Raw genomic sequence first — 18,686 nt, forward strand, 5'->3', positions numbered from 1 at the left:
TGGCCGCGCCTTGAACGCCTGATCGCGGACCGATTGATGGAGATAGTTTCGTGGCGCTTACAGCCGAGCAAAAGAAAGAAATCCTGGGCACCTACGGCCTGCATGACACCGACACCGGGTCGCCGGAGGCCCAGGTCGCGCTGCTGACCAAGCGGATCGCCGACCTGACCGAGCACCTCAAGGTGCACAAGCACGACCACCACTCACGGCGGGGGTTGCTGCTGCTGGTGGGGCGGCGGCGCCGGCTGCTCAAGTACGTGTCGCAGATCGACGTGGAGCGCTACCGCTCGCTGGTGGAGCGGCTGGGTCTGCGTCGCTGACGCCGCAGACCCTCTAGACCTGCGCGTTAGCCCGTGTAGAGTGAGAGCGTTCTGGACCGGCTCGGTCCAGCAAACGGTGCGGTTCACGCAGCTCCGCGTGTGCCGTTCCAGCGTGTCACGTAGGGAGCAGCCCAGTCTGTATCGGGCGGTCTTCGGTAGTGGCTGCCGGGCTCCCCGCATCTGGGGCAGACCGGCCGCTTCGATCGATGGCCGTAGCCGTATTCAGATTTGCTCCTGACGAGCACCCCGTTCGGGTTGCGCATGGATGCGCGAAACAGCTGAATAACCCAGAGAGGCCATACGGACACCTATGTCTGTAGCTGAAATTGAAGAAGGCGTGTTCGAGGCGACCGCCACCATCGACAACGGGAGCTTCGGCACCCGCACCATCCATTTCGAGACCGGCCGGTTGGCCCTGCAGGCCGCCGGCGCTGTGGTCGCCTACCTGGACGAAGACAACATGCTGTTGTCGGCGACCACCGCCAGCAAGAGTCCCAAGGAACACTTCGACTTCTTCCCGCTGACCGTCGATGTCGAGGAGCGGATGTATGCCGCCGGCCGCATCCCCGGCTCGTTCTTCCGCCGCGAGGGCCGGCCCTCCACCGACGCGATCCTGACCTGCCGGCTGATCGACCGCCCACTGCGCCCGTCGTTCGTCGACGGCCTGCGCAACGAGATCCAGATCGTGGTCACCATCCTGAGCCTGGATCCCAACGACCTGTACGACGTGCTGGCGATCAACGCCGCGTCGGCCTCCACCCAGCTGGGCGGCCTGCCGTTCTCCGGACCCATCGGGGGTGTGCGAGTAGCGCTGATCGACGGCACCTGGGTGGCCTTCCCCACGGTCGAGCAGACCGAGCGGGCCGTCTTCGATATGGTGGTCGCCGGTCGCATCGTCGGTACGGAGGACCAGGGCCAACCCGATGTCGCCATCATGATGGTCGAGGCCGAGGCCACCGAAAACGTCATCGAACTGATCGACGGCGGGGCCCAGGCGCCCACGGAAAGTATTGTGGCGCAAGGCCTCGAGGCGGCCAAGCCGTTCATCGCCGCGCTGTGTACCGCACAGCAGGAGCTCGCCGACGCGGCCGCCAGGCCGACCAACGAGTATCCGACCTTCCCCGATTACGGCGAAGACGTCTATTACGCGGTGTCATCGGCGGCCACCGAGGAGCTGTCGTCGGCGCTGACGATTCCCGGCAAGGCCGAACGCAACGAGCGCACCGAAGAACTGCGGGCCCAGGTTCTCGAGCGGCTCGCCGGCACCTTCGAGGGCCGCGAAAAAGAGGTCAGCGCCGCGTTCCGGTCGCTGACCAAGAAGCTGGTCCGCCAGCGCATCCTCACCGACCATTTCCGCATCGACGGCCGCGGCATCACCGACATTCGCGCCCTGTCGGCCGAGGTCGCCGTCGTCCCACGGGCGCACGGCAGTGCGCTGTTCGAGCGCGGCGAAACCCAGATCCTGGGCGTGACCACGCTCGACATGGTCAAGATGGCCCAGCAGATCGACTCGCTGGGACCCGAGACGACCAAGCGCTACATGCACCACTACAACTTCCCGCCGTTCTCCACCGGCGAGACCGGCCGCGTCGGCTCGCCCAAACGGCGTGAGATCGGGCACGGCGCGCTGGCCGAGCGGGCGCTGGTGCCGGTGCTGCCCAGCGTCGCGGAGTTTCCCTACGCCATCCGGCAGGTGTCGGAAGCCCTGGGCTCCAACGGGTCGACGTCGATGGGGTCGGTCTGCGCCTCCACGCTCGCGCTGCTGAACGCGGGAGTTCCGCTGAAGGCGCCGGTCGCCGGCATCGCGATGGGCCTGGTCTCCGACGACATCGAGGTTGAGGGTGGCGGCTCCGAGCGGCGCTTCGTCACCCTGACCGACATCCTGGGCGCCGAAGATGCCTTCGGCGACATGGACTTCAAGGTCGCCGGCACCAAGGACTTCGTCACCGCACTGCAACTGGACACCAAGCTCGACGGGATTCCGTCGCAAGTGCTCGCGGGTGCGCTCGAGCAGGCCCGCGACGCGCGGCTGACCATCTTGGAGGTGATGGCCGAAGCCATCGACAAGCCGGACGAGATGAGCCCGTTCGCCCCGCGGGTGACCACCATCAAGGTCCCGGTGGACAAGATCGGCGAGGTGATCGGCCCCAAGGGCAAGGTCATCAACGCCATCACCGAGGAGACCGGCGCGCAGATCTCGATCGAAGACGACGGCACGGTGTTCGTCGGCGCCACCGACGGGCCATCCGCGCAGGCCGCGATCGACCGGATCAACGCCATCGCCAACCCGCAGCTGCCGACGGTGGGCGAGCGTTTCCTCGGAACCGTCGTCAAGACAACCGATTTCGGCGCGTTCGTGTCGTTGCTGCCCGGTCGTGACGGTCTGGTGCACATCTCCAAGCTCGGTAAGGGCAAGCGCATCGCGAAGGTCGAGGACGTCGTCAACGTGGGTGACAAGCTGCGGGTGGAGATCGCCGACATCGACAAGCGCGGCAAGATCTCGCTGGTGTTGGTGGCCGAAGAAGAGAGCTCGGCGGACAAGACCCCTGCCGGTTCGGGTACCGCGCCAGCCGATGCCGTTAGCTGATCCCAAGCGACCGGCAAAGGATCCCGCGCCGGTCGGGGCACCGCGGCGCACCACCCTGCCCGGCGGACTGCGCGTGGTCACCGAATACCTGCCCGGCGTCCGCTCGGCGTCGGTCGGGGTTTGGGTCGCGGTCGGTTCGCGCGACGAGGGCGCGACGGTAGCCGGGGCGGCGCACTTCCTCGAACACCTGCTGTTCAAGTCGACGCCGACGCGCACGGCGGTGGATATCGCCCGGGCCATGGACGCCGTCGGCGGGGAGCTGAACGCGTTCACCGCCAAGGAGCACACCTGCTACTACGCGCATGTGCTCGACAGCGACCTCGCGCTCGCGGTCGACCTGGTCGCCGACGTAGTGCTCAACGGTCGCTGCGCGGCCGAGGATGTCGAGTTGGAACGCGCCGTCGTCCTCGAGGAGATCGCGATGCGCGACGACGACCCCGAGGACGCGCTGGCCGACATGTTTCTCACGGCGCTCTTCGGCGACCATCCGGTGGGCCGCCCGGTGATCGGCTCCGCGCAATCCGTCTCGGCCATGACCCGCAGCCAACTGAACTCCTTTCACCTGCGCCGCTACACCCCCGAACGGATGGTCGTCGCGGTGGCCGGCAATGTCGACCACGACGAGGTGGTGGCACTCGTCCGTGAGCATTTCGGACCGCGTCTGGTGCGCGGGCGGCGTCCCGTCGCGCCTCGGAAAGGTGCCGGGCGGGTGAACGGCGGGCCGCGGTTGACGCTGGGCAAACGCGACGCCGACCAGATCCACGTGTCGTTGGGGGTGCGCACACCGGGGCGCGGCTGGGAGCATCGCTGGGCGCTGTCGGTGCTGCACACCGCGCTGGGCGGCGGTCTGAGTTCGCGGCTGTTCCAAGAGGTTCGGGAGTCACGCGGCCTGGCTTATTCCGTGTATTCGGCGTTGGACATGTTCGCCGACACGGGCGCATTGTCGGTGTATGCGGCGTGTCTGCCGGAACGTTTCGCCGAGGTCATGCGCGTGACGAGCGAAGTGCTGGAATCGGTGGCGCGCGACGGCATCACCGAGGCCGAGTGCCGGATCGCCAAGGGTTCGCTGCGCGGCGGGCTGGTCCTGGGACTGGAGGATTCCGGCTCCCGGATGAGCCGCATCGGGCGCAGCGAGTTGAACTACGGCAGGCACCGCACCATCGAACACACCTTGCAGCAAATCGAGGCGGTGACCGTCGAGGACGTCAACGCGGTGGCCCGCCGGCTGCTGGGCAACCGCTACGGGGCGGCCGTGCTCGGCCCTTACAACTCCAAACGATCACTGCCGCAACCACTTCGGGCGATGGTAAATTAGCGCGATGGTGCTCGGCTTCTGGGACCTCGCGGTGCCCATCGTGGGTGCTCCCATGGCCGGTGGTCCCGGCGGACCGGCGCTGGCCGCGGCGGTGTCCAACGCGGGCGGGCTCGGTTTCGTCGCGGGCGGGTATCTGAGCGCAGAACAGTTCGCCGACGACATCGCCGCGGCGCGCGCCGCCACCACCGGTCCGTTGGGCGTGAATCTCTTTGTGCCCCAACCCAGTGTCGCCGACTGGGTGCAGCTGGAGTACTACGCTGAGGAACTCGAGGAAGTCGCCGAGCACTATCATGTCGAGGTCGGCCGGCCGGAATTCGGTGACGACGACGACTGGGAAAGCAAGCTCGAGGTGGTGGCCGACCTACGACCCGAACTGGTGTCGTTCACCTTCGGTGCGCCGCCGCCGGATGTCGTCGGGCGGCTGAGCGCGCTGGGGCTTTTGGTGATGGTCACGGTGACGTCGACTTACGAGGCCGGTGTGGCGATCGCTGCGGGCGCGGACAGTCTGGTGGTCCAGGGGCCGGATGCCGGCGGCCATCGGGGCACGTTCGCGCCCGACATGGAGCCCGGCGAGGAGCCGTTGCACCAGCTGATAGATCGCATTGGCCATGCACATCGCGATATTCCGCTGGTGGCGGCGGGCGGACTGGGGACCGCCGAGGCCGTCGCGGGTGTGCTGCGCAGGGGAGCGGTGGCCGCGCAGGTCGGCACCGCGCTGCTGCTGGCCGACGAAGCCGGCACCAACCCCACCTACCGCGCCGCGTTGAAGCATCCGCAATTCACCAACACCGTTGTCACCAAGGCATTTTCGGGTAGATATGCACGCGCCCTGGAAAACGAGTTCACCCGCTTGCTCGACAATGTGGCGCCGCTGGGCTATCCGGAGGTCAACCAGATGACGGCGCCGATACGGGCGGCGGCTGTCGAGATGGACGACCCGAACGGGATCAATCTGTGGGCGGGTACGGCTTATCGGCAGGCGAATGCCGGGCCGGTGGCCGACATTGTCGCAAGTCTCGCCGCGATCGGCTAGCCGCTGTTGCGAAATGCACGCTTGTAGCTGTCTTTGGGTGTGAATCCTCGGCTTTCGGTGTGAGCCTAGGGCGGGCATCGGCGCGATTTTCCGCCGTGGCTGCACCCGCAACGCCAAGGATTCACATCCAAAGCCAAAGATTCACGCCAGAATGCTCGCCGGATCGGTGAACGCCAAACCCAGGTCGCTGGCCACGCGTTCGGACAGCAGCGCGCCGTCGTGGGTCGAAAGCCCTTTGGCCAGAGCGAGATCCGAACGGCAAGCTGCCTGCCAGCCGCGGTCGGCCAGTTTGAGCACATAGGGCATGGTCGCGTTGGTCAGCGCAAACGTCGACGTCCTGGGCACCGAGCTGGGCATGTTGGTCACGCAGTAGAACAGTGTGTCGTGTACGGCGAAAGTCGGGTCATCGTGGGTGGTCGGCCGCGAGTCCTCGAAGCAGCCGCCCTGGTCGATGGCGATGTCCACCAACACTGCTCCCGACTTCATGTGTGCGACAAGCGAATTCGTGACCAGCGTGGGCGCCTTGGCGCCCGGGACCAGGACCGCCCCGATCACCAGGTCGGCGCCTTTCACGGCATCCTCGAGCTCGTACACCGATGAGTGGCGGGTCCGGAACTTGCCGTCCAGTTCGCGAAGGCGGTTGATGTCGACATCGAATACCGTGACGTCCGCGCCCATTCCGCCGGCGACGCGGGCGGCGTTGTAGCCGGCGTTACCGCCCCCGATCACCACGACCACAGCCGGTTCGACACCGGGCACCCCGCCCATCAGCACCCCTCGCCGGGCAGGCGGGCCACCGTGGGTCCGCATCAAGTGATAGGCCCCGACCTGGGCGGAGAGTCGTCCGGCGACTTCGCTCATCGGGGCCAATAGCGGCAGCGCGCCGTCGGGCGTCTGCACCGTCTCGTAGGCGATTGATGTTGTCCCGGAGGCTAATAACGCATTGGTACACCCGCGTGACGCGGCCAGGTGCAAGAACGTGAACAAAATCTGGCCGCGGTGCAGCAGGGGATACTCGGCCGGCATCGGTTCCTTGACCTTGAGCAGCAATTCGGCGTCGCCCCAAACTTCTTCGGCCGTGGCGATCAATTGAGCACCGGCTGCCTTGAAGTCCGCATCGGAGATCGCCGAACCTTCCCCGGCGCCGGCCTGGACGATTACCTCGTGGCCGCGGTGGGTCAGTTCGGCGACTCCCGCCGGGGTGATGGCGACCCGGAACTCGTTGTTCTTTGTCTCGGTCGGAATGCCGATACGCATCCTTCCAGTGTGAAGAACATTCGGGAGGTCCGCAAAGAACACGATGATATTTCGGTAGTGTGGCGGTATGCCTGATGAATCCGCGGGATTTGCGGCCCAGCTGGATGACATGTCGAAGGATGTTCGGCCGGTCGATCTGGACGACGTGGACCGCAGCATTCTGCGCGTCTTGCACGGCGATGCCAGGATTACCAACAATGCGCTCGCCGAGGCGGTGGGTATCGCCCCATCGACGTGCCACGGGCGCGTACGGCGGTTGGTGGAACTCGGCGTCATCCGCGGCTTCTACGCCGACATCGACCCGGTCGCAGTGGGATTGCCCCTGCAGGCGATGATCTCGGTGAACCTGCAGTCCAGTGCGCGCGGCAAGATCCGCAGCTTCATTCAACAGATCCGCCGCAGGCGACAGGTGATGGACGTCTATTTCCTGGCCGGCGCCGACGATTTCATCCTCCACGTCGCTGCTCGTGACACCGAGGACTTGCGCTCGTTCGTGGTCGAGAACCTCAACGCCGACGCGGACGTCGCGGGCACCCAGACTTCGCTGATCTTCGAGCACCTGCCCGGCGCAGCGCCGATCTAGTGGCGATCTAACCCTGTGTAGGGCCTGGGCCGGCTGGTTATGATCACCAGATGACAGAGCCATCCGCCTCGGCGACCGTGCAAATCGACCGCAGTCCTGACGAGGTATACCGGCTCATCACCGACCTGCCGACGCTGGCTTCGTTGGCCGAGGAGGCGGTGGCGATGGAGTTCCGCAAGGGTGACTGCGTGAGCACGGGGGCGGTGTTCGTCGGCCGCAACGAAAACGATGACAAGCGCTGGTCGACGAAGTGCACGGTGACCGACGCCGAACCGGGCCGCGTCTTCGCCTTCGACGTCCGCTACACCGTGCTGCCGATCGCCCGCTGGCAGTACGACCTTGAAGCCGCCGACGGCGGCTGCCGGGTCACCGAGAGCACCTGGGACCGCCGGCCCGGCTGGTTCCGCAAGGTCGCCTACCGGGCCACCGGTGTCAAAGATCGCGCCGCCGCCAACGCCGAGCACATCCAGCTCACCCTGCAACGCCTCAAGCAACGTGCGGAAGCCGGGTAGTTCGACGACGATACGTGATCCCGCTGTCGCCGTCGTCGGCGCGGGAATGTCCGGTTTGTGTGTCGCTATCGCGTTGCTGCGCAGCGGCATCACCGATCTCACCGTCTACGAGAAGGCCGACGAGGTGGGCGGGACGTGGCGCGACAACACTTACCCCGGACTGACCTGCGACGTGCCGTCGCGCGTCTATCAGTACACGTTCGCCACGAACCCGAACTGGTCGCACATGTTCTCCCCGGGCGGCGAGATTCAGGCCTACTTCCGTGGTATCGCAGACCAATTCGCGCTGCGAGACCGGATCCGGTTCGGTACCGAAATCGTCAGCGCCCGCTTCGATGGCCGCCGCTGGGTGCTGCGCACTGACGCCGGAAACGAGGTCGAGGTGGACTTCCTGATCTCGGCTACCGGAGTGCTGCATCATCCCCGAATGCCGTCGATCGCCGGCCTGAACGACTTCGGCGGCAACGTGTTTCATTCCGCGCGCTGGGATCATCGAGTGGCGCTGCAGGGGCGGCGCATCGCGGTGATCGGCAATGGATCTACCGGAGTTCAGCTGGTCTGCGGGTTGGCCGGCGTGGCGGGCAGAGTCGTGCTGTTCCAGCGCACCGCGCAGTGGGTCATGCGGCTGCCGAACCCGCGATACTCCCGGTTCGCCAGCGTTACCCACCAAGCCATTCCATGGCTCGATCGACTGGCTTACCAGGTATACAGCTTTCTTTTCGACACTTTCGCCGTTGCATTGACCAAACCCGGTTTGCGACGAAAGTGGATGGGAGCGCTATGCCGCGCCAGCTTGCGCAAGGTGCGTGACCCCGAGCTGCGCCGTTCACTGACCCCGCAGTATCAGCCCATGTGCAAGCGGCTGGTAATGTCGGCGGGCTTCTACCACGCCATCCAGCGTGACGACGTCGAACTGGTCACGGCCGGCATCGACCATGTGGAACGCCGCGGCATCGTCACCGAGGACGGCGTCTTGCACGAGGTGGACATCATCGTGCTGGCCACCGGTTTCGACACGCACGCCTTCTTCCGGCCGATGCGGCTGACCGGCCGGGACGGAATCACGGCCGACGAGGTATGGCGCGACGGCCCGCACGCGCACCAGACCGTTGCAATCCCCGGATTTCCCAACTTCTTCATGATGCTGGGGCCGCACAGCCCGGTGGGGAATCTGTCGCTGACCGCGGTTGCCGAATCACAGTCCAATCACATACTGGACTGGATAAATCGTTGGCGCCATGGTGAATTCGACACCGTGGAGCCAACCCCCGCGGCGACCGCGATCTACAACGACCAGTTGCGTGCCGCCATGCCCAACACGGTGTGGACGACCGGCTGTGACAGCTGGTACCTGGGCAAGGACGGTCTGCCCGAAGTCTGGCCCTTTACGCCGGGCGCACACCGCGCGATGCTGGAAAATCCCGATCCAAGCCACTATGACCTGCGCAGCTTCGCCTGAGGCGTGGTGCCGCATTTATACTGACCGAATTTGAAGGGGGCCACATGATTACCGTTGACGACCAGGCAGTCGGTCCGCATGACGATTCCCTCGATCACGAACGCCTGGTCCTCGAGGCACGCGACGTCAAGTTCGACTGGGCCAAACTGCCTTTTCACTATGTGCCAAACGAGCCGCTGGCCACCCACGTCCTCAACGTCCTGCATCTGCTGCTGCCCGCGGGCGAGGAATTCTTTGTCGAGGTATTCAAGAAAGCGCTGCCGCTGATCAAGGACGACCAGCTGAGGCTGGATGTGCAGGGATTCATCGGTCAGGAGGCGATGCATTCCCAGGCCCACTCAGGCGTGCTCGCCCACTTCGCCGCCCAAGGTGTCGACCTGACACCGTTCACCGGCCAGGTCAGGTGGTTGTTCGAGCGCTTGCTCGGTGAGAAGCCCCGGCGCAGCGCACGGCGACAGCACAGTTGGTTGCTGGAGCAGGTTTCGTTCATCTCGGCAATCGAGCATTACACCGCCGTGCTGGGTGAGTGGATACTCGATTCCCCCGAGCTCGACGCCGTCGGGGCCGATCCGGTGATGCTGGACATGCTGCGGTGGCACGGAGCCGAGGAGGTCGAGCACAAGGCCGTCGCGTTCGACACCATGAAGCACCTGCGGGCCGGGTACTGGCGCCAGGTGCGCACCCAGCTGGCGGTCTCGCCGGTGATGTTGCTGATGTGGATTCGCGGAGTGCGGTTCATGTACTCGGTGGACCCGCTGCTGCCGCCGGGCAGCAAGCCGCGCTGGCGGGATTACATCAGGGCCGCACGCCGCGGGCTGGTGCCCGGGCCGCTGCGCCTGGCGCGGGTCGTCGGCGACTACTACAAGCCGGGCTTTCACCCCTCGCAGTTGGGCGGCCTGGATCTGGCCGTCGACTATCTGGCCGTCTCACCCGCCGCCCGAGCATCGCACTGAGCTGTGGCTAGCACCAACGTCATTGCTTCCGACGGCGTCACCCTGGCCGTATGCCGGTACAACGACATCGACCCGCAGCGCCCGACCATCCTGGCGATTCACGGCTGGCCTGACAACCACCATGTGTGGGACGGAGTCGCCGAACAGCTCGTCGACCGCTATAACTTCATCGCGTACGACGTCCGCGGCGCCGGCGAATCATCCTGTCCGGCAACTCGTTCCGGATACCGTTTCGACCAGCTGGTGTCCGACACCAGGACGGTGATCGACAGCCTGGGCGTCGGCCGGGTGCACCTGCTGGCGCACGACTGGGGCTCGATTGCCACCTGGGCCGCCATCACCGACGAGTCGGTGATGGCCAAAGTTGCCTCCTTCACCTCGATCTCGGGCCCGCATCTGCGCTACTCCGGCAGGTTCCTGCGATCAGCGCGCTTGCCCGATGTCGCCAAACAGCTTGTGGGTTCGAGTTATATCGGCTTATTTCTCTGCCCGGGGCTTCCTGAATTGGCTTTTCGGTCCGGGTTGGGCGTCAAAGTGCTTGGTGCTGTTGAACGTTTCGGTCGCACAAGCTCCCGCAGCCGGCGTCAAGTGCCGCCCCGCTCGATCGGCGACTACGTCAACGGCCTGGCCTTGTACCGCGAAAACATGCCCGCGCCGATGGTGTCGCCCGGCCCGCAGCTGCCACGAACCGACGTCCCGGTGCAAGTGCTGGTGCCGCGTAGGGACCTTTTCGTCACGCCCGCGCTGCAGCGGTTTACCGGCTCAATTCCGAAGGGCAGCAGGGTCATTCCGATCGAAGGCGGGCACTGGGTGGTGACATCGCGACCCGACGTCATCGCCCGGCTGACCGCCGAATGGGTAGACCGTGTGGTCGGCGGTGTTCCCGCCGGCGAGTCGGAGGTGCGCACCGGCCCGCGCCAGGTGGGCGGCAAGCTCGCGTTGGTTACCGGTGCGGGCTCAGGTATCGGCCGGGCCACCGCAGTCGAGCTGGCCCGTCAGGGCGCGCGCAAGGTGGTAATCGTCGACCTCGACTCGGTGGCGGCCAAGGAAGCCGCCGATGCGGTGCGCGCGGCGGGTGCCGAGGCGGCCGTCTACCAGGCCGACGTCAGCGACGAAACGGCGATGAATGACCTTGCGGCGCAAGTTCACCGAGAACACGGCGTCGTCGACATCCTGGTCAACAACGCCGGTATCGGGATGGCCGGCCGGTTTTTGGAGACGTCCTCAGCGCACTGGGACGCAATCATGGGCGTCAATGTCCGCGGCGTCATCGCCGGCAGCAGGGTCTTCGGCGAGCAGATGGCCGAACGAGGCCAGGGCGGAACGATCATCAATATCGCGTCGGCGGCGGCATTCATGCCGTCGAAATCGATGGTCGCCTACAGCACGACGAAGGCCGCGGTGCTGGCATTCAGCGAGGCCTTGCGCGCCGACCTGGCCGACGAGGGCATCACCGTGACGGCTGTGTGCCCGGGCTTCGTAAACACCAACATCGCCAAAAGCACTGTCTACGCGGGGATGACGGCGCAACAGCAGGAGCGTGCCCGGCAGAAGGCGGACGCGGCGTACCGGCGCCGCAACTTCACCCCGGAAGCCACCGCCAAGGCGATCGTCAAGGCGGTCAGGACCGGTCCGGCGGTGCTACCGGTGGCCGCGGAGTCCCGCATCGGCTACGCGATGCGCCGCATCAGCCCTTCGGCGCTTCGACTGTTCGCGCGCTTCGACCTGCGGCAGAAGTAAGGATTCGACGGTGTCGGAAAGCATTTGGGACAGCAGGCCGGCCGACCTTTACGGCCGCCGCGACCGCGACCGCTTCGCCACCGTGCTGTGGGGCGTGCGAACGCTGTTCGGGAGCTTTGCCGCTGCGTCGCGGTGGTCACCGGCGCGGGTGGTGCCGGTGCGCCGCACGCAGTTCGCGGTGGTCACCCGCCGCGAACTCGTCGCACCCGACGTCGTCGCGTTGACCCTGGCCGACCCCGACGGCGGATTGCTTCCGTCGTGGACGCCCGGCGGACATATCGACGTCCAGCTGCCCTCGGGGCGACGCCGCCAGTACTCCCTGTGCGGACCGCCGGGGCGGCGCACCGACTACCGCATCGCCGTCCGCCGGATCGCCGACGGTGGCGGCGGTTCCATCGAGATGCACGACGTGTACCGGGTGGGCGACACTTTGACTTTCGAAGGCCCACGCAACGCCTTCTATCTCGGCACGACGGAACGTGACGTGTTGTTCGTGATCGGCGGCATCGGCGTGACGGCCATTCTGCCGATGATCCGGGTGGCCCAGCAATACGGAACCGATTGGCGCGCAGTCTATGCCGGCCGTAGCCGCGAATACATGCCGTTCCTGGACGAGGTGGTGTCGGTGGCGCCGGACCGGGTCACGGTGTGGGCGGACGACGAGCACGGTCGTGTGCCCGCCGTCGACGACCTGCTGACGGGCGCGGGGCCAGCGACGGCCGTCTACGTGTGCGGGCCCAGCGCCATGTTGGAGGCGGTCCGGGTGGCCCGCAATGAACATGCCGACGCGCCACTGCATTACGAGCGGTTCAGCCCCCCGCCGGTGGTCGACGGAGTTCCATTCGAATTGGAACTCGCCCGGTCGAAACGCGTGCTCAGTATTCCTGCGAACCGGTCCGCTCTCGACGTCATGCTCGACGGCGACCCGACGACCCCGTACTCGTGCCAGCAGGGCTTCTGCGGAACATGCAAAGTCAAATTGCTTGCCGGACAAGTCGATCACCGGGGCCGAGGTGTCGTAGCTGACGACGAGATGCTGGTCTGCGTGTCCCGGGCGAAAAGCGACCGAGTTGTCATAGACGCCTAGGTGCTGATGGGCGCGGCGAACGTGGGCGATATGCACGCGTTTTGATCACTTTTCGTACATAACACCCACGTTCGGCGGGGAGCTAGAAGACGCGCTGTTCTGTCAGCACGTCGGCGAAGTTTCCCAGATCCGCGGCGAAGGCGGCCGGCTGCTCGAAGGCCGCGAAGTGCCCACCGCGGTCCTGAATTGCATAGTGCACCAGGTTGTATCGCGCCGCCGCCCACGCGCGGGGGGTCTGCGCCAGCTCATAGGGATACACGGCGTATCCGGTGGGGACGTCGACATGACCGGTCCACTCGCTGGTCCCGCTGGTGCCGGCGCGCTTGGATTCGCAGTAGAGACGCGCCGCAGAGGTCGCGGTGCCGGTGAGCCAATAGAACATCAGGTTGTCGATCAGCCGATCAATGGAAATGGGCATGCCTTCTCTGATGTCGCACCAGGCATGAAATTTCTCGAGTATCCAGCCGGCCAGGCCCAGCGGCGAGTCGTCCAAGCCGAAACCCAGCGAATGTGGGCGCGTGGACTGTAATTCCATGTACGCAAGGCCATCTTTGACGCGTTCGGCGCTGGACGTGAGGGCAGCGAGTTCGGACTGTGAGACGTCCGCCAGCAGTTCAGTGTCGCTCTGGTCGGGCGGCGCCAGCAACATGTTGCTGTGGATGGCGGCCACGTTGGGGGCGTAATGCTCGCCGAGGTGGCGCGCGACGAGCGCGCCCCAATCGCCGCCCTGCGCGATGTAGCGCTCATAGCCGAGCTCCGCAATCACGTCAGCCACCGCCGCGGCGACGCGGGCGACGTCGACGCCCCGTTCGCTCGTCGGGCCGGAGAAACCGTAGCCGGGCATCGAGATCAGCACGACATGGAATCGCTGCCGCAACATCGGCAGGGCGTCGAGGAATTCGACGATCGAGCCTGGCCAGCCGTGTGTGATAACAAGAGGCAGGGCGTCTCGGTCGTCTGACCGTGCATACAGGAAGTGCACGCGCTGTCCGGCCGCTTCGGTGACGAACGAACCGATCGCGTTGACCTCGGCCTCGACGCAGCGCCAGTCGTAGCGGTTCACCCAGTGGTCGACCACACCGCGAAGGAACGACTGGTCGGTGCCGTAATCCCAACCCGCACCGGCAATCTCGGCTGGCCAGCGGGCGTTGCTGAGCCGTTGCCGAAGATTGCTGATCTGCACTTCGGGCACGTCGAGAACCAACGGTTCCATGACCTCAACCTTCCAGATAGGCGACCAGAGCATTGATCAGTCCGCGCCGCGCCATGTCGAGATCGGCATACGAGCCCAGTTGGCGCTCCGACACCAGGCCGCGCATCGCCCCCGGGATGAGGGCCGCCACCTCGCGCACCCGGTCGGCGTCGACATCCAGCCCGGCAAAGGCGTTCTGGCAGGTCTCCAGCCAGCTCTTGCCCCAGGAGAACAACTCCGCGGCGGTGCGCGGGTAGAGGCGTTCCAGCTCGGCGGGATCGCGGGGGAGTGCGGCGCGCAGGTTTTCGATCGCCCGTGAATCCGCGGATGCCAGGCCGCGATAAAGGGTTTCGATGATCGCGCCGACCCGCTCCTGCAGACGTGCGTTCGGTCGGACGGGCGTCGACAGCGTCGAGAATGTCGCGGCGCGTCGCTCTGCGGTGCGGTGCAGCACCGCAGCCCAGAAACCGTCGGTGTCGCCGAATTGGTATTGCACCGCGCCCCAGGTAGCGCCGATGTCCTTGGCGATGCGGTTGGCCGACACCGAGCCCGGCTCGCCCGAGGCGAGCGATCGCAGCGCGGCCTCGAGCATGCTCTCGCGAGTGGCGTTGCCGCGCCGGTTGGGACGCCGGCCTTCGACGCCGGCCCCGGCAACCCGCCCAGTCATGCCGTTCATCCTATGGTCTCGACATGCTTTTTCATAGAAGGTACTGTGATTGTTCGGGCTGGCAAGGAGGATTCGATGGCTAAGCCGCCGTTGTCGATGAAACCGACCGGGTGGTTCCAGGTCGCCTGGTCGGACGAGATCGCCGTGGGCGACGTGCACAAGATGAAGTATTTCGACCAGGAGATGGTTGCTTGGCGGGCGGAATCCGGCCAGCTCACGGTGATGAATGCTTACTGCGAGCATCTGGGTGCTCATCTGGGTTACGGCGGCAAGGTCGTGGGCGAGGTGTTGCAGTGCCCGTTCCACGGGTGGCAGTGGAGCCAGCAGGGCCGCAACGTCTGCATCCCGTACCAGGACCGCCCAAACCGCGGCCGGCGCATTCGCACCTATCCCGTGGTGGAGCGCAACGAGTCCGTCTACATCTGGCACGACGTTCAGGGGCGTGAGCCGTACTTCGACGCCCCCGACGTGTTCGCAAGCTTCGGCGACGAGAGCAGTGCGGCGGATTATTACCCGCAGCAGCGGTTGTACCGAGCCGGCCTGGAGATGCATCCGCAGTACGTTTTGGAGAACGGTGTGGATTTCGCGCACTTCAAGTACGTGCACAACACGCCAATCGTGCCGGTGTTCACCCGCCACGACTTCGATGAACCGGTGTCCTTCGTCGACTTCACCATCACCTTCGAAGGGGACGACGGCCAGAGAATCGAGGACGTCAACAGCGGCGTGGAGGCCATCAACGGCGGTCTGGGCATCGCGGTGACCAAGAGCTGGGGAATGGTCGACAACCGCACCATCTCCGCCATCACCCCGGTCGACGAGTCCACCTCCGATGTCCGGTTCATGGTCTACATCGGCCGCACGCCCGCCAAGGATCCGGCCCGCGCGGAGCTCAGGGCGCAGGAGTTCGGGCGGGAAGTGATCCGGCAGTTCGAGCAGGACGTCCACATCTGGCAGCACCAGCGCTACTCCGACCCGCCGGCGCTGGCCCCCGACGAATACCAGGGCTTCACCGCAATTCGCCAGTGGGCCAAGCAGTTCTATCCCGACGGCATCGGTGGCAGCGCCGCCGAAGTCTATGCAGCGTCCCAGAAAGGCTGAATCTCAATGACTGCACCCGCTCGACCCGTTCGTGTCTTCCAGGTGGCGACGGGCAACGTCGGTTCGGAGATGATCAAAAGGATCGCAGCCGAACCCGACCTCGAACTTGTTGGCGTGCACTGTTATTCGCCGGAGAAGATCGGACGCGATGTCGGTGAGCTGGTCGGCCTGGCTCCCAACGGGGTGAAGGCTACCGGCACCGTCGAGGAAATCCTCGCGGCTCGACCCGATGTCCTGACCTTTCACGGCGTGTTTCCCGACGAGGATCTCTACGTCAATGTCCTTGAGGCCGGGATCAATATCGTCACCACCGCGGACTGGATCACCGGGTGGCACCGCGACAAGAACCACCCGCACCCGTCGGGCAAGCCAGTCACCCAGCTGCTGGCAGAGGCCTGCGAAAAGGGCGGTGCCACCTTCTACGGCACTGGGATGAATCCTGGCCTGAACCAGATCCTGGGCGTGGTGTGCTCTGCCGACGTCGCGGAGATCGAAAACATCACCACCATCGAGTCCGTCGACGTGTCGTGCCACCACTCCAAAGAAACCTGGATCGAGGTCGGCTACGGCCAGCCCGTCGACGATCCGGAGATCCCGTCGAAGCTGGAGAAGTACACCCGGGTGTTCGCCGACAGCGTGCTGATGATGGCCGACTGCTTCGATCTGACACTCGACGAGGTCAAGTTCAGCTACGAGCTGGGTGCGTGCACCAAGGACGTGGACCTGGGCTGGTACACACTGCCCAAGGGGTCACTGGGCGGCAACTACATCAAGTACCAGGGCATGGTGGACGGGGTTCCGCGAGTGGAGACGCACCTGGAATGGCAGATGACGCCGCACACCGATCCCAACTGGAACATCAAGGGCTGCTACATCACTCAGATCAAGGGCGACCCGTGCGTCTACAACAAGCACATGATTTTTCCCAAGCCCGGCATCGACCTGTCGAATCCGGCCAACTTCGCGTCGATCGGCATGACGGTCACCGGGATGCCCGCGCTGCACGCGATCAAGTCTGTCGTCGCCGCGCGCCCCGGCCTTATCACCAGCGCTGATTTGCCGTTGCGAGGGTTCGCCGGGCGCTTCAAGAAGTAAGTGTGCGTCAACCAAGCTCCACGAGCGTCCGCAAAATGCCGTCACGGGCGGCGTGTCGGCGTACAAATGCGCGCGCTCGCGCACGAAGCGGCGCAGTAGGCTGAGCCGATGCGGGTAGGCGTGTTAGGAGCCAAAGGGAAAGTCGGCGCGACGATGGTTTCGGCCGTGCAGGCCGCGGACGATCTGACGCTGTCCGCGGAGGTGGACCTCGGGGATCCGCTGACCCTGCTGACCGAGACCAACACCGAGGTCGTCATCGACTTCACCCACCCAGACGTCGTGATGCCCAATCTGGAGTTCTTGATAGACAACGGGATTCACGCTGTCGTCGGCACCACCGGGTTCACCGCCGAACGCCTCGAACAGGTGGAAGCGTGGCTGGCCGGCAAGGACACGTCGGTGTTGATCGCGCCCAACTTTGCCATCGGGGCGGTGCTGTCCATGCATTTCGCCAAACAGGCCGCGCCATTCTTCGATTCGGCCGAGGTCATCGAGCTGCACCACGCGCAGAAAGCCGACGCTCCGTCGGGCACTGCCGCGCGCACCGCGAATCTGATCGCCGAAGCCCGAAAAGGGTTGCCGCCCAACCCCGATGCCACCATCACGAGCCTGCCCGGCGCCCGTGGCGCCGACGTCGACGGCATCCCCGTGCACTCGGTGCGCCTGGCTGGACTGGTGGCGCACCAGGAGGTGCTGTTCGGTACCGCAGGGGAGACGCTGACCATCCGTCACGACAGCCTGGACCGCACGTCGTTCGTGCCCGGCGTGCTGCTGGCCGTGCGTCGCATCAAGGAACGGCCTGGTCTCACGGTCGGCCTTGAGCCTCTGCTCAGCCTGCAATGAACACCACTGTTCGCATCCAGTTGCTCATCGCTTTCCTGTGTGTGGCGATGCTGGTGTACTTCGTGCTGCTCGGTCGCATTGCGATCGCGCTGATCGGCTCGGGGCGGGTGGCTGCCGTCGGGTTGGGAATGGCGTTGCTGGTGATGCCCGTCATCGGGTTGTGGGCGATGATTGCCACGCTGCGGGCGGGCTTCGTCCACCAGAAGCTGGCCCGGCTCATCGCCGAGGACGGACTGGAACTCGATGCCAGCGCACTGCCGCGCCGGCCGTCCGGCCGCATCCAAAGAGACGCCGCCGACGCGCTTTTCGCCTCTGTGCGCAGCGAGGTGGAAGGCGATCCCGATGACTGGCGGCGCTGGTACCGGCTGGCCCGGGCATACGACTACGCGGGAGATCGTCGCCGGGCCCGCGAGGCGATGAAGAGAGCTGTCCAGCTAGAGGCAAGCTAGTGAGCAAGCTGCTGATCGTGCACCACACGCCATCGCCGCACATGCAGGAGATGTTCGAGGCCGTGCTGGCGGGTGCGACCGATCCCGAGATCGAGGGGGTGGAGGTCATTCGGCGACCCGCCCTCACTGTTTCGCCCGTCGAGATGCTCGACGCCGACGGCTACGTGTTGGGCAGCCCGGCCAACCTGGGTTATCTCAGCGGGGCCATGAAGCACGCCTTCGACTGCGCCTACTACCAGCTCCTCGACTCCACCCGCGGCCGGCCGTTCGGCGCCTATCTGCACGGCAACGAGGGCATCGAGGGAGCCGAGCGCGGCCTCGACGGGATCACCGCGGGGCTCGGCTGGGTGAAGGCCGCAGAGACGGTCGTGGTGATGGGCAAGCCGAGTAGGGCCGATGTCGAGGCGTGCTGGAACCTGGGTGCGACGGTCGCCGCGCAGTTGATGGAGTGACTGGTAACTACCGAGCGGATCCGTCATCGTGTGGACGGCGA

The 18,686-nt window shown here is 65.7% G+C and carries 18 protein-coding genes; 15 read left to right on the forward strand and 3 right to left on the reverse strand.

Annotated features, from left to right (window positions below):
• Nucleotides 1–50 precede the first annotated feature (50 nt).
• From rpsO to A9W99_RS07310, 4 genes are all read left to right on the forward strand, one after another.
• Nucleotides 51–320, forward strand: a complete 270-nt coding sequence (gene rpsO, locus A9W99_RS07295; protein WP_067113585.1) for a 30S ribosomal protein S15 — start codon at nucleotides 51–53, stop codon at nucleotides 318–320.
• Between the two features lie 310 nt (nucleotides 321–630).
• A complete protein-coding gene (locus A9W99_RS07300; protein WP_067375307.1) occupies nucleotides 631–2,907 on the forward strand; it encodes a polyribonucleotide nucleotidyltransferase in 2,277 nt (758 codons plus the stop codon).
• Nucleotides 2,894–4,222, forward strand: a complete 1,329-nt coding sequence (locus A9W99_RS07305; RefSeq protein ID WP_067375309.1) for a pitrilysin family protein — start codon at nucleotides 2,894–2,896, stop codon at nucleotides 4,220–4,222. Before A9W99_RS07300 ends, A9W99_RS07305 begins: the two co-directional genes overlap by 14 nt.
• 4 nt (nucleotides 4,223–4,226) lie before the next feature.
• A complete protein-coding gene (locus tag A9W99_RS07310) occupies nucleotides 4,227–5,255 on the forward strand; it encodes a nitronate monooxygenase (RefSeq protein WP_067375311.1) in 1,029 nt (342 codons plus the stop codon).
• Nucleotides 5,256–5,396: 141 nt separating this feature from the next.
• Here the strand turns inward: A9W99_RS07310 and ald are convergent, their stop codons facing one another.
• Nucleotides 5,397–6,512 (reverse strand): alanine dehydrogenase, encoded by a 1,116-nt coding sequence (ald, locus tag A9W99_RS07315; protein ID WP_067375313.1) that lies wholly within the window; start codon nucleotides 6,510–6,512, stop codon nucleotides 5,397–5,399.
• Between the two features lie 67 nt (nucleotides 6,513–6,579).
• On the opposite strand from ald, the gene A9W99_RS07320 reads away from it, so the two are divergent.
• From A9W99_RS07320 to A9W99_RS07345, 6 genes are read left to right on the forward strand one after another with little or no spacing between them, the layout of a single operon-like run.
• A complete protein-coding gene (locus A9W99_RS07320; RefSeq protein ID WP_067375315.1) occupies nucleotides 6,580–7,095 on the forward strand; it encodes an Lrp/AsnC family transcriptional regulator in 516 nt (171 codons plus the stop codon).
• 50 nt (nucleotides 7,096–7,145) lie between these two features.
• A complete protein-coding gene (locus A9W99_RS07325) occupies nucleotides 7,146–7,607 on the forward strand; it encodes an SRPBCC family protein (protein ID WP_067375316.1) in 462 nt (153 codons plus the stop codon).
• Nucleotides 7,591–9,066 (forward strand): NAD(P)/FAD-dependent oxidoreductase, encoded by a 1,476-nt coding sequence (locus A9W99_RS07330; RefSeq protein ID WP_082929880.1) that lies wholly within the window; start codon nucleotides 7,591–7,593, stop codon nucleotides 9,064–9,066. The genes A9W99_RS07325 and A9W99_RS07330 overlap by 17 nt, the downstream gene beginning before the upstream one ends.
• Nucleotides 9,067–9,110: 44 nt before the next feature.
• Nucleotides 9,111–10,019: a metal-dependent hydrolase gene (locus tag A9W99_RS07335; protein WP_067375319.1), complete on the forward strand. Its 909-nt coding sequence runs from the start codon at nucleotides 9,111–9,113 to the stop codon at nucleotides 10,017–10,019.
• Nucleotides 10,020–10,022: 3 nt separating this feature from the next.
• Nucleotides 10,023–11,759: an SDR family oxidoreductase gene (locus A9W99_RS07340; protein WP_067375321.1), complete on the forward strand. Its 1,737-nt coding sequence runs from the start codon at nucleotides 10,023–10,025 to the stop codon at nucleotides 11,757–11,759.
• Between the two features lie 10 nt (nucleotides 11,760–11,769).
• Nucleotides 11,770–12,846 (forward strand): PDR/VanB family oxidoreductase, encoded by a 1,077-nt coding sequence (locus A9W99_RS07345; protein WP_067375323.1) that lies wholly within the window; start codon nucleotides 11,770–11,772, stop codon nucleotides 12,844–12,846.
• Nucleotides 12,847–12,928: 82 nt separating this feature from the next.
• On the opposite strand, the gene A9W99_RS07350 is transcribed toward A9W99_RS07345, so the two are convergent.
• Together A9W99_RS07350 and A9W99_RS07355 are read right to left on the reverse strand one after the other, a co-directional pair.
• Nucleotides 12,929–14,059: an epoxide hydrolase family protein gene (locus A9W99_RS07350; RefSeq protein WP_067375326.1), complete on the reverse strand. Its 1,131-nt coding sequence runs from the start codon at nucleotides 14,057–14,059 to the stop codon at nucleotides 12,929–12,931.
• 4 nt (nucleotides 14,060–14,063) lie between these two features.
• On the reverse strand, nucleotides 14,064–14,630 hold the full coding sequence (locus A9W99_RS07355) for a TetR/AcrR family transcriptional regulator (protein ID WP_156623009.1): 567 nt from the start codon (nucleotides 14,628–14,630) through the stop codon (nucleotides 14,064–14,066).
• Between the two features lie 150 nt (nucleotides 14,631–14,780).
• Between A9W99_RS07355 and A9W99_RS07360 the strand changes: the two genes are divergently transcribed.
• The 5 genes from A9W99_RS07360 (at nucleotide 14,781) to A9W99_RS07380 (ending at nucleotide 18,645) form a co-directional block, all read left to right on the forward strand.
• Nucleotides 14,781–15,806, forward strand: a complete 1,026-nt coding sequence (locus A9W99_RS07360) for a Rieske 2Fe-2S domain-containing protein (protein ID WP_067375328.1) — start codon at nucleotides 14,781–14,783, stop codon at nucleotides 15,804–15,806.
• 6 nt (nucleotides 15,807–15,812) lie between these two features.
• On the forward strand, nucleotides 15,813–16,901 hold the full coding sequence (locus A9W99_RS07365; protein WP_067375333.1) for a dihydrodipicolinate reductase: 1,089 nt from the start codon (nucleotides 15,813–15,815) through the stop codon (nucleotides 16,899–16,901).
• A 108-nt stretch (nucleotides 16,902–17,009) separates the two neighbouring features.
• The gene (gene dapB / locus A9W99_RS07370) at nucleotides 17,010–17,744 is read left to right on the forward strand and encodes a 4-hydroxy-tetrahydrodipicolinate reductase (RefSeq protein WP_067375335.1); all 735 of its coding nucleotides are present in this window, start codon (nucleotides 17,010–17,012) and stop codon (nucleotides 17,742–17,744) included.
• Nucleotides 17,741–18,193 carry a hypothetical protein gene (locus A9W99_RS07375; protein ID WP_067375337.1) on the forward strand — a complete coding sequence of 151 codons (453 nt, stop codon included), beginning with the start codon at nucleotides 17,741–17,743 and terminating at the stop codon, nucleotides 18,191–18,193. The genes dapB and A9W99_RS07375 overlap by 4 nt, the downstream gene beginning before the upstream one ends.
• Complete coding sequence (locus tag A9W99_RS07380) at nucleotides 18,193–18,645, forward strand: flavodoxin family protein (protein WP_156622992.1); 453 nt, start codon at nucleotides 18,193–18,195, stop codon at nucleotides 18,643–18,645. The genes A9W99_RS07375 and A9W99_RS07380 overlap by 1 nt, the downstream gene beginning before the upstream one ends.
• Nucleotides 18,646–18,686 lie beyond the last annotated feature (41 nt).

The organism is Mycobacterium sp. 1164966.3, assembly GCF_001665395.1.
In the GTDB taxonomy this organism is placed as follows: domain Bacteria; phylum Actinomycetota; class Actinomycetes; order Mycobacteriales; family Mycobacteriaceae; genus Mycobacterium.

Excerpts from the sequence above, each read along its gene's own strand:
- A9W99_RS07355 (WP_156623009.1), bottom strand. The coding sequence starts at position 14,630 with ATGCTCGAGGCCGCGCTGCGATCGCTCGCCTCGGGCGAGCCGGGCTCG.
- A9W99_RS07310 (WP_067375311.1), top strand. The coding sequence starts at position 4,227 with ATGGTGCTCGGCTTCTGGGACCTCGCGGTGCCCATCGTGGGTGCTCCC.
- A9W99_RS07350 (WP_067375326.1), bottom strand. The coding sequence starts at position 14,059 with ATGGAACCGTTGGTTCTCGACGTGCCCGAAGTGCAGATCAGCAATCTT.
- A9W99_RS07300 (WP_067375307.1), top strand. The coding sequence starts at position 631 with ATGTCTGTAGCTGAAATTGAAGAAGGCGTGTTCGAGGCGACCGCCACC.
- A9W99_RS07325 (WP_067375316.1), top strand. The coding sequence starts at position 7,146 with ATGACAGAGCCATCCGCCTCGGCGACCGTGCAAATCGACCGCAGTCCT.
- A9W99_RS07365 (WP_067375333.1), top strand. The coding sequence starts at position 15,813 with ATGACTGCACCCGCTCGACCCGTTCGTGTCTTCCAGGTGGCGACGGGC.
- A9W99_RS07335 (WP_067375319.1), top strand. The coding sequence starts at position 9,111 with ATGATTACCGTTGACGACCAGGCAGTCGGTCCGCATGACGATTCCCTC.
- A9W99_RS07360 (WP_067375328.1), top strand. The coding sequence starts at position 14,781 with ATGGCTAAGCCGCCGTTGTCGATGAAACCGACCGGGTGGTTCCAGGTC.
- A9W99_RS07320 (WP_067375315.1), top strand. The coding sequence starts at position 6,580 with ATGCCTGATGAATCCGCGGGATTTGCGGCCCAGCTGGATGACATGTCG.
- ald (WP_067375313.1), bottom strand. The coding sequence starts at position 6,512 with ATGCGTATCGGCATTCCGACCGAGACAAAGAACAACGAGTTCCGGGTC.
- dapB (WP_067375335.1), top strand. The coding sequence starts at position 17,010 with ATGCGGGTAGGCGTGTTAGGAGCCAAAGGGAAAGTCGGCGCGACGATG.
- A9W99_RS07305 (WP_067375309.1), top strand. The coding sequence starts at position 2,894 with ATGCCGTTAGCTGATCCCAAGCGACCGGCAAAGGATCCCGCGCCGGTC.
- A9W99_RS07375 (WP_067375337.1), top strand. The coding sequence starts at position 17,741 with ATGAACACCACTGTTCGCATCCAGTTGCTCATCGCTTTCCTGTGTGTG.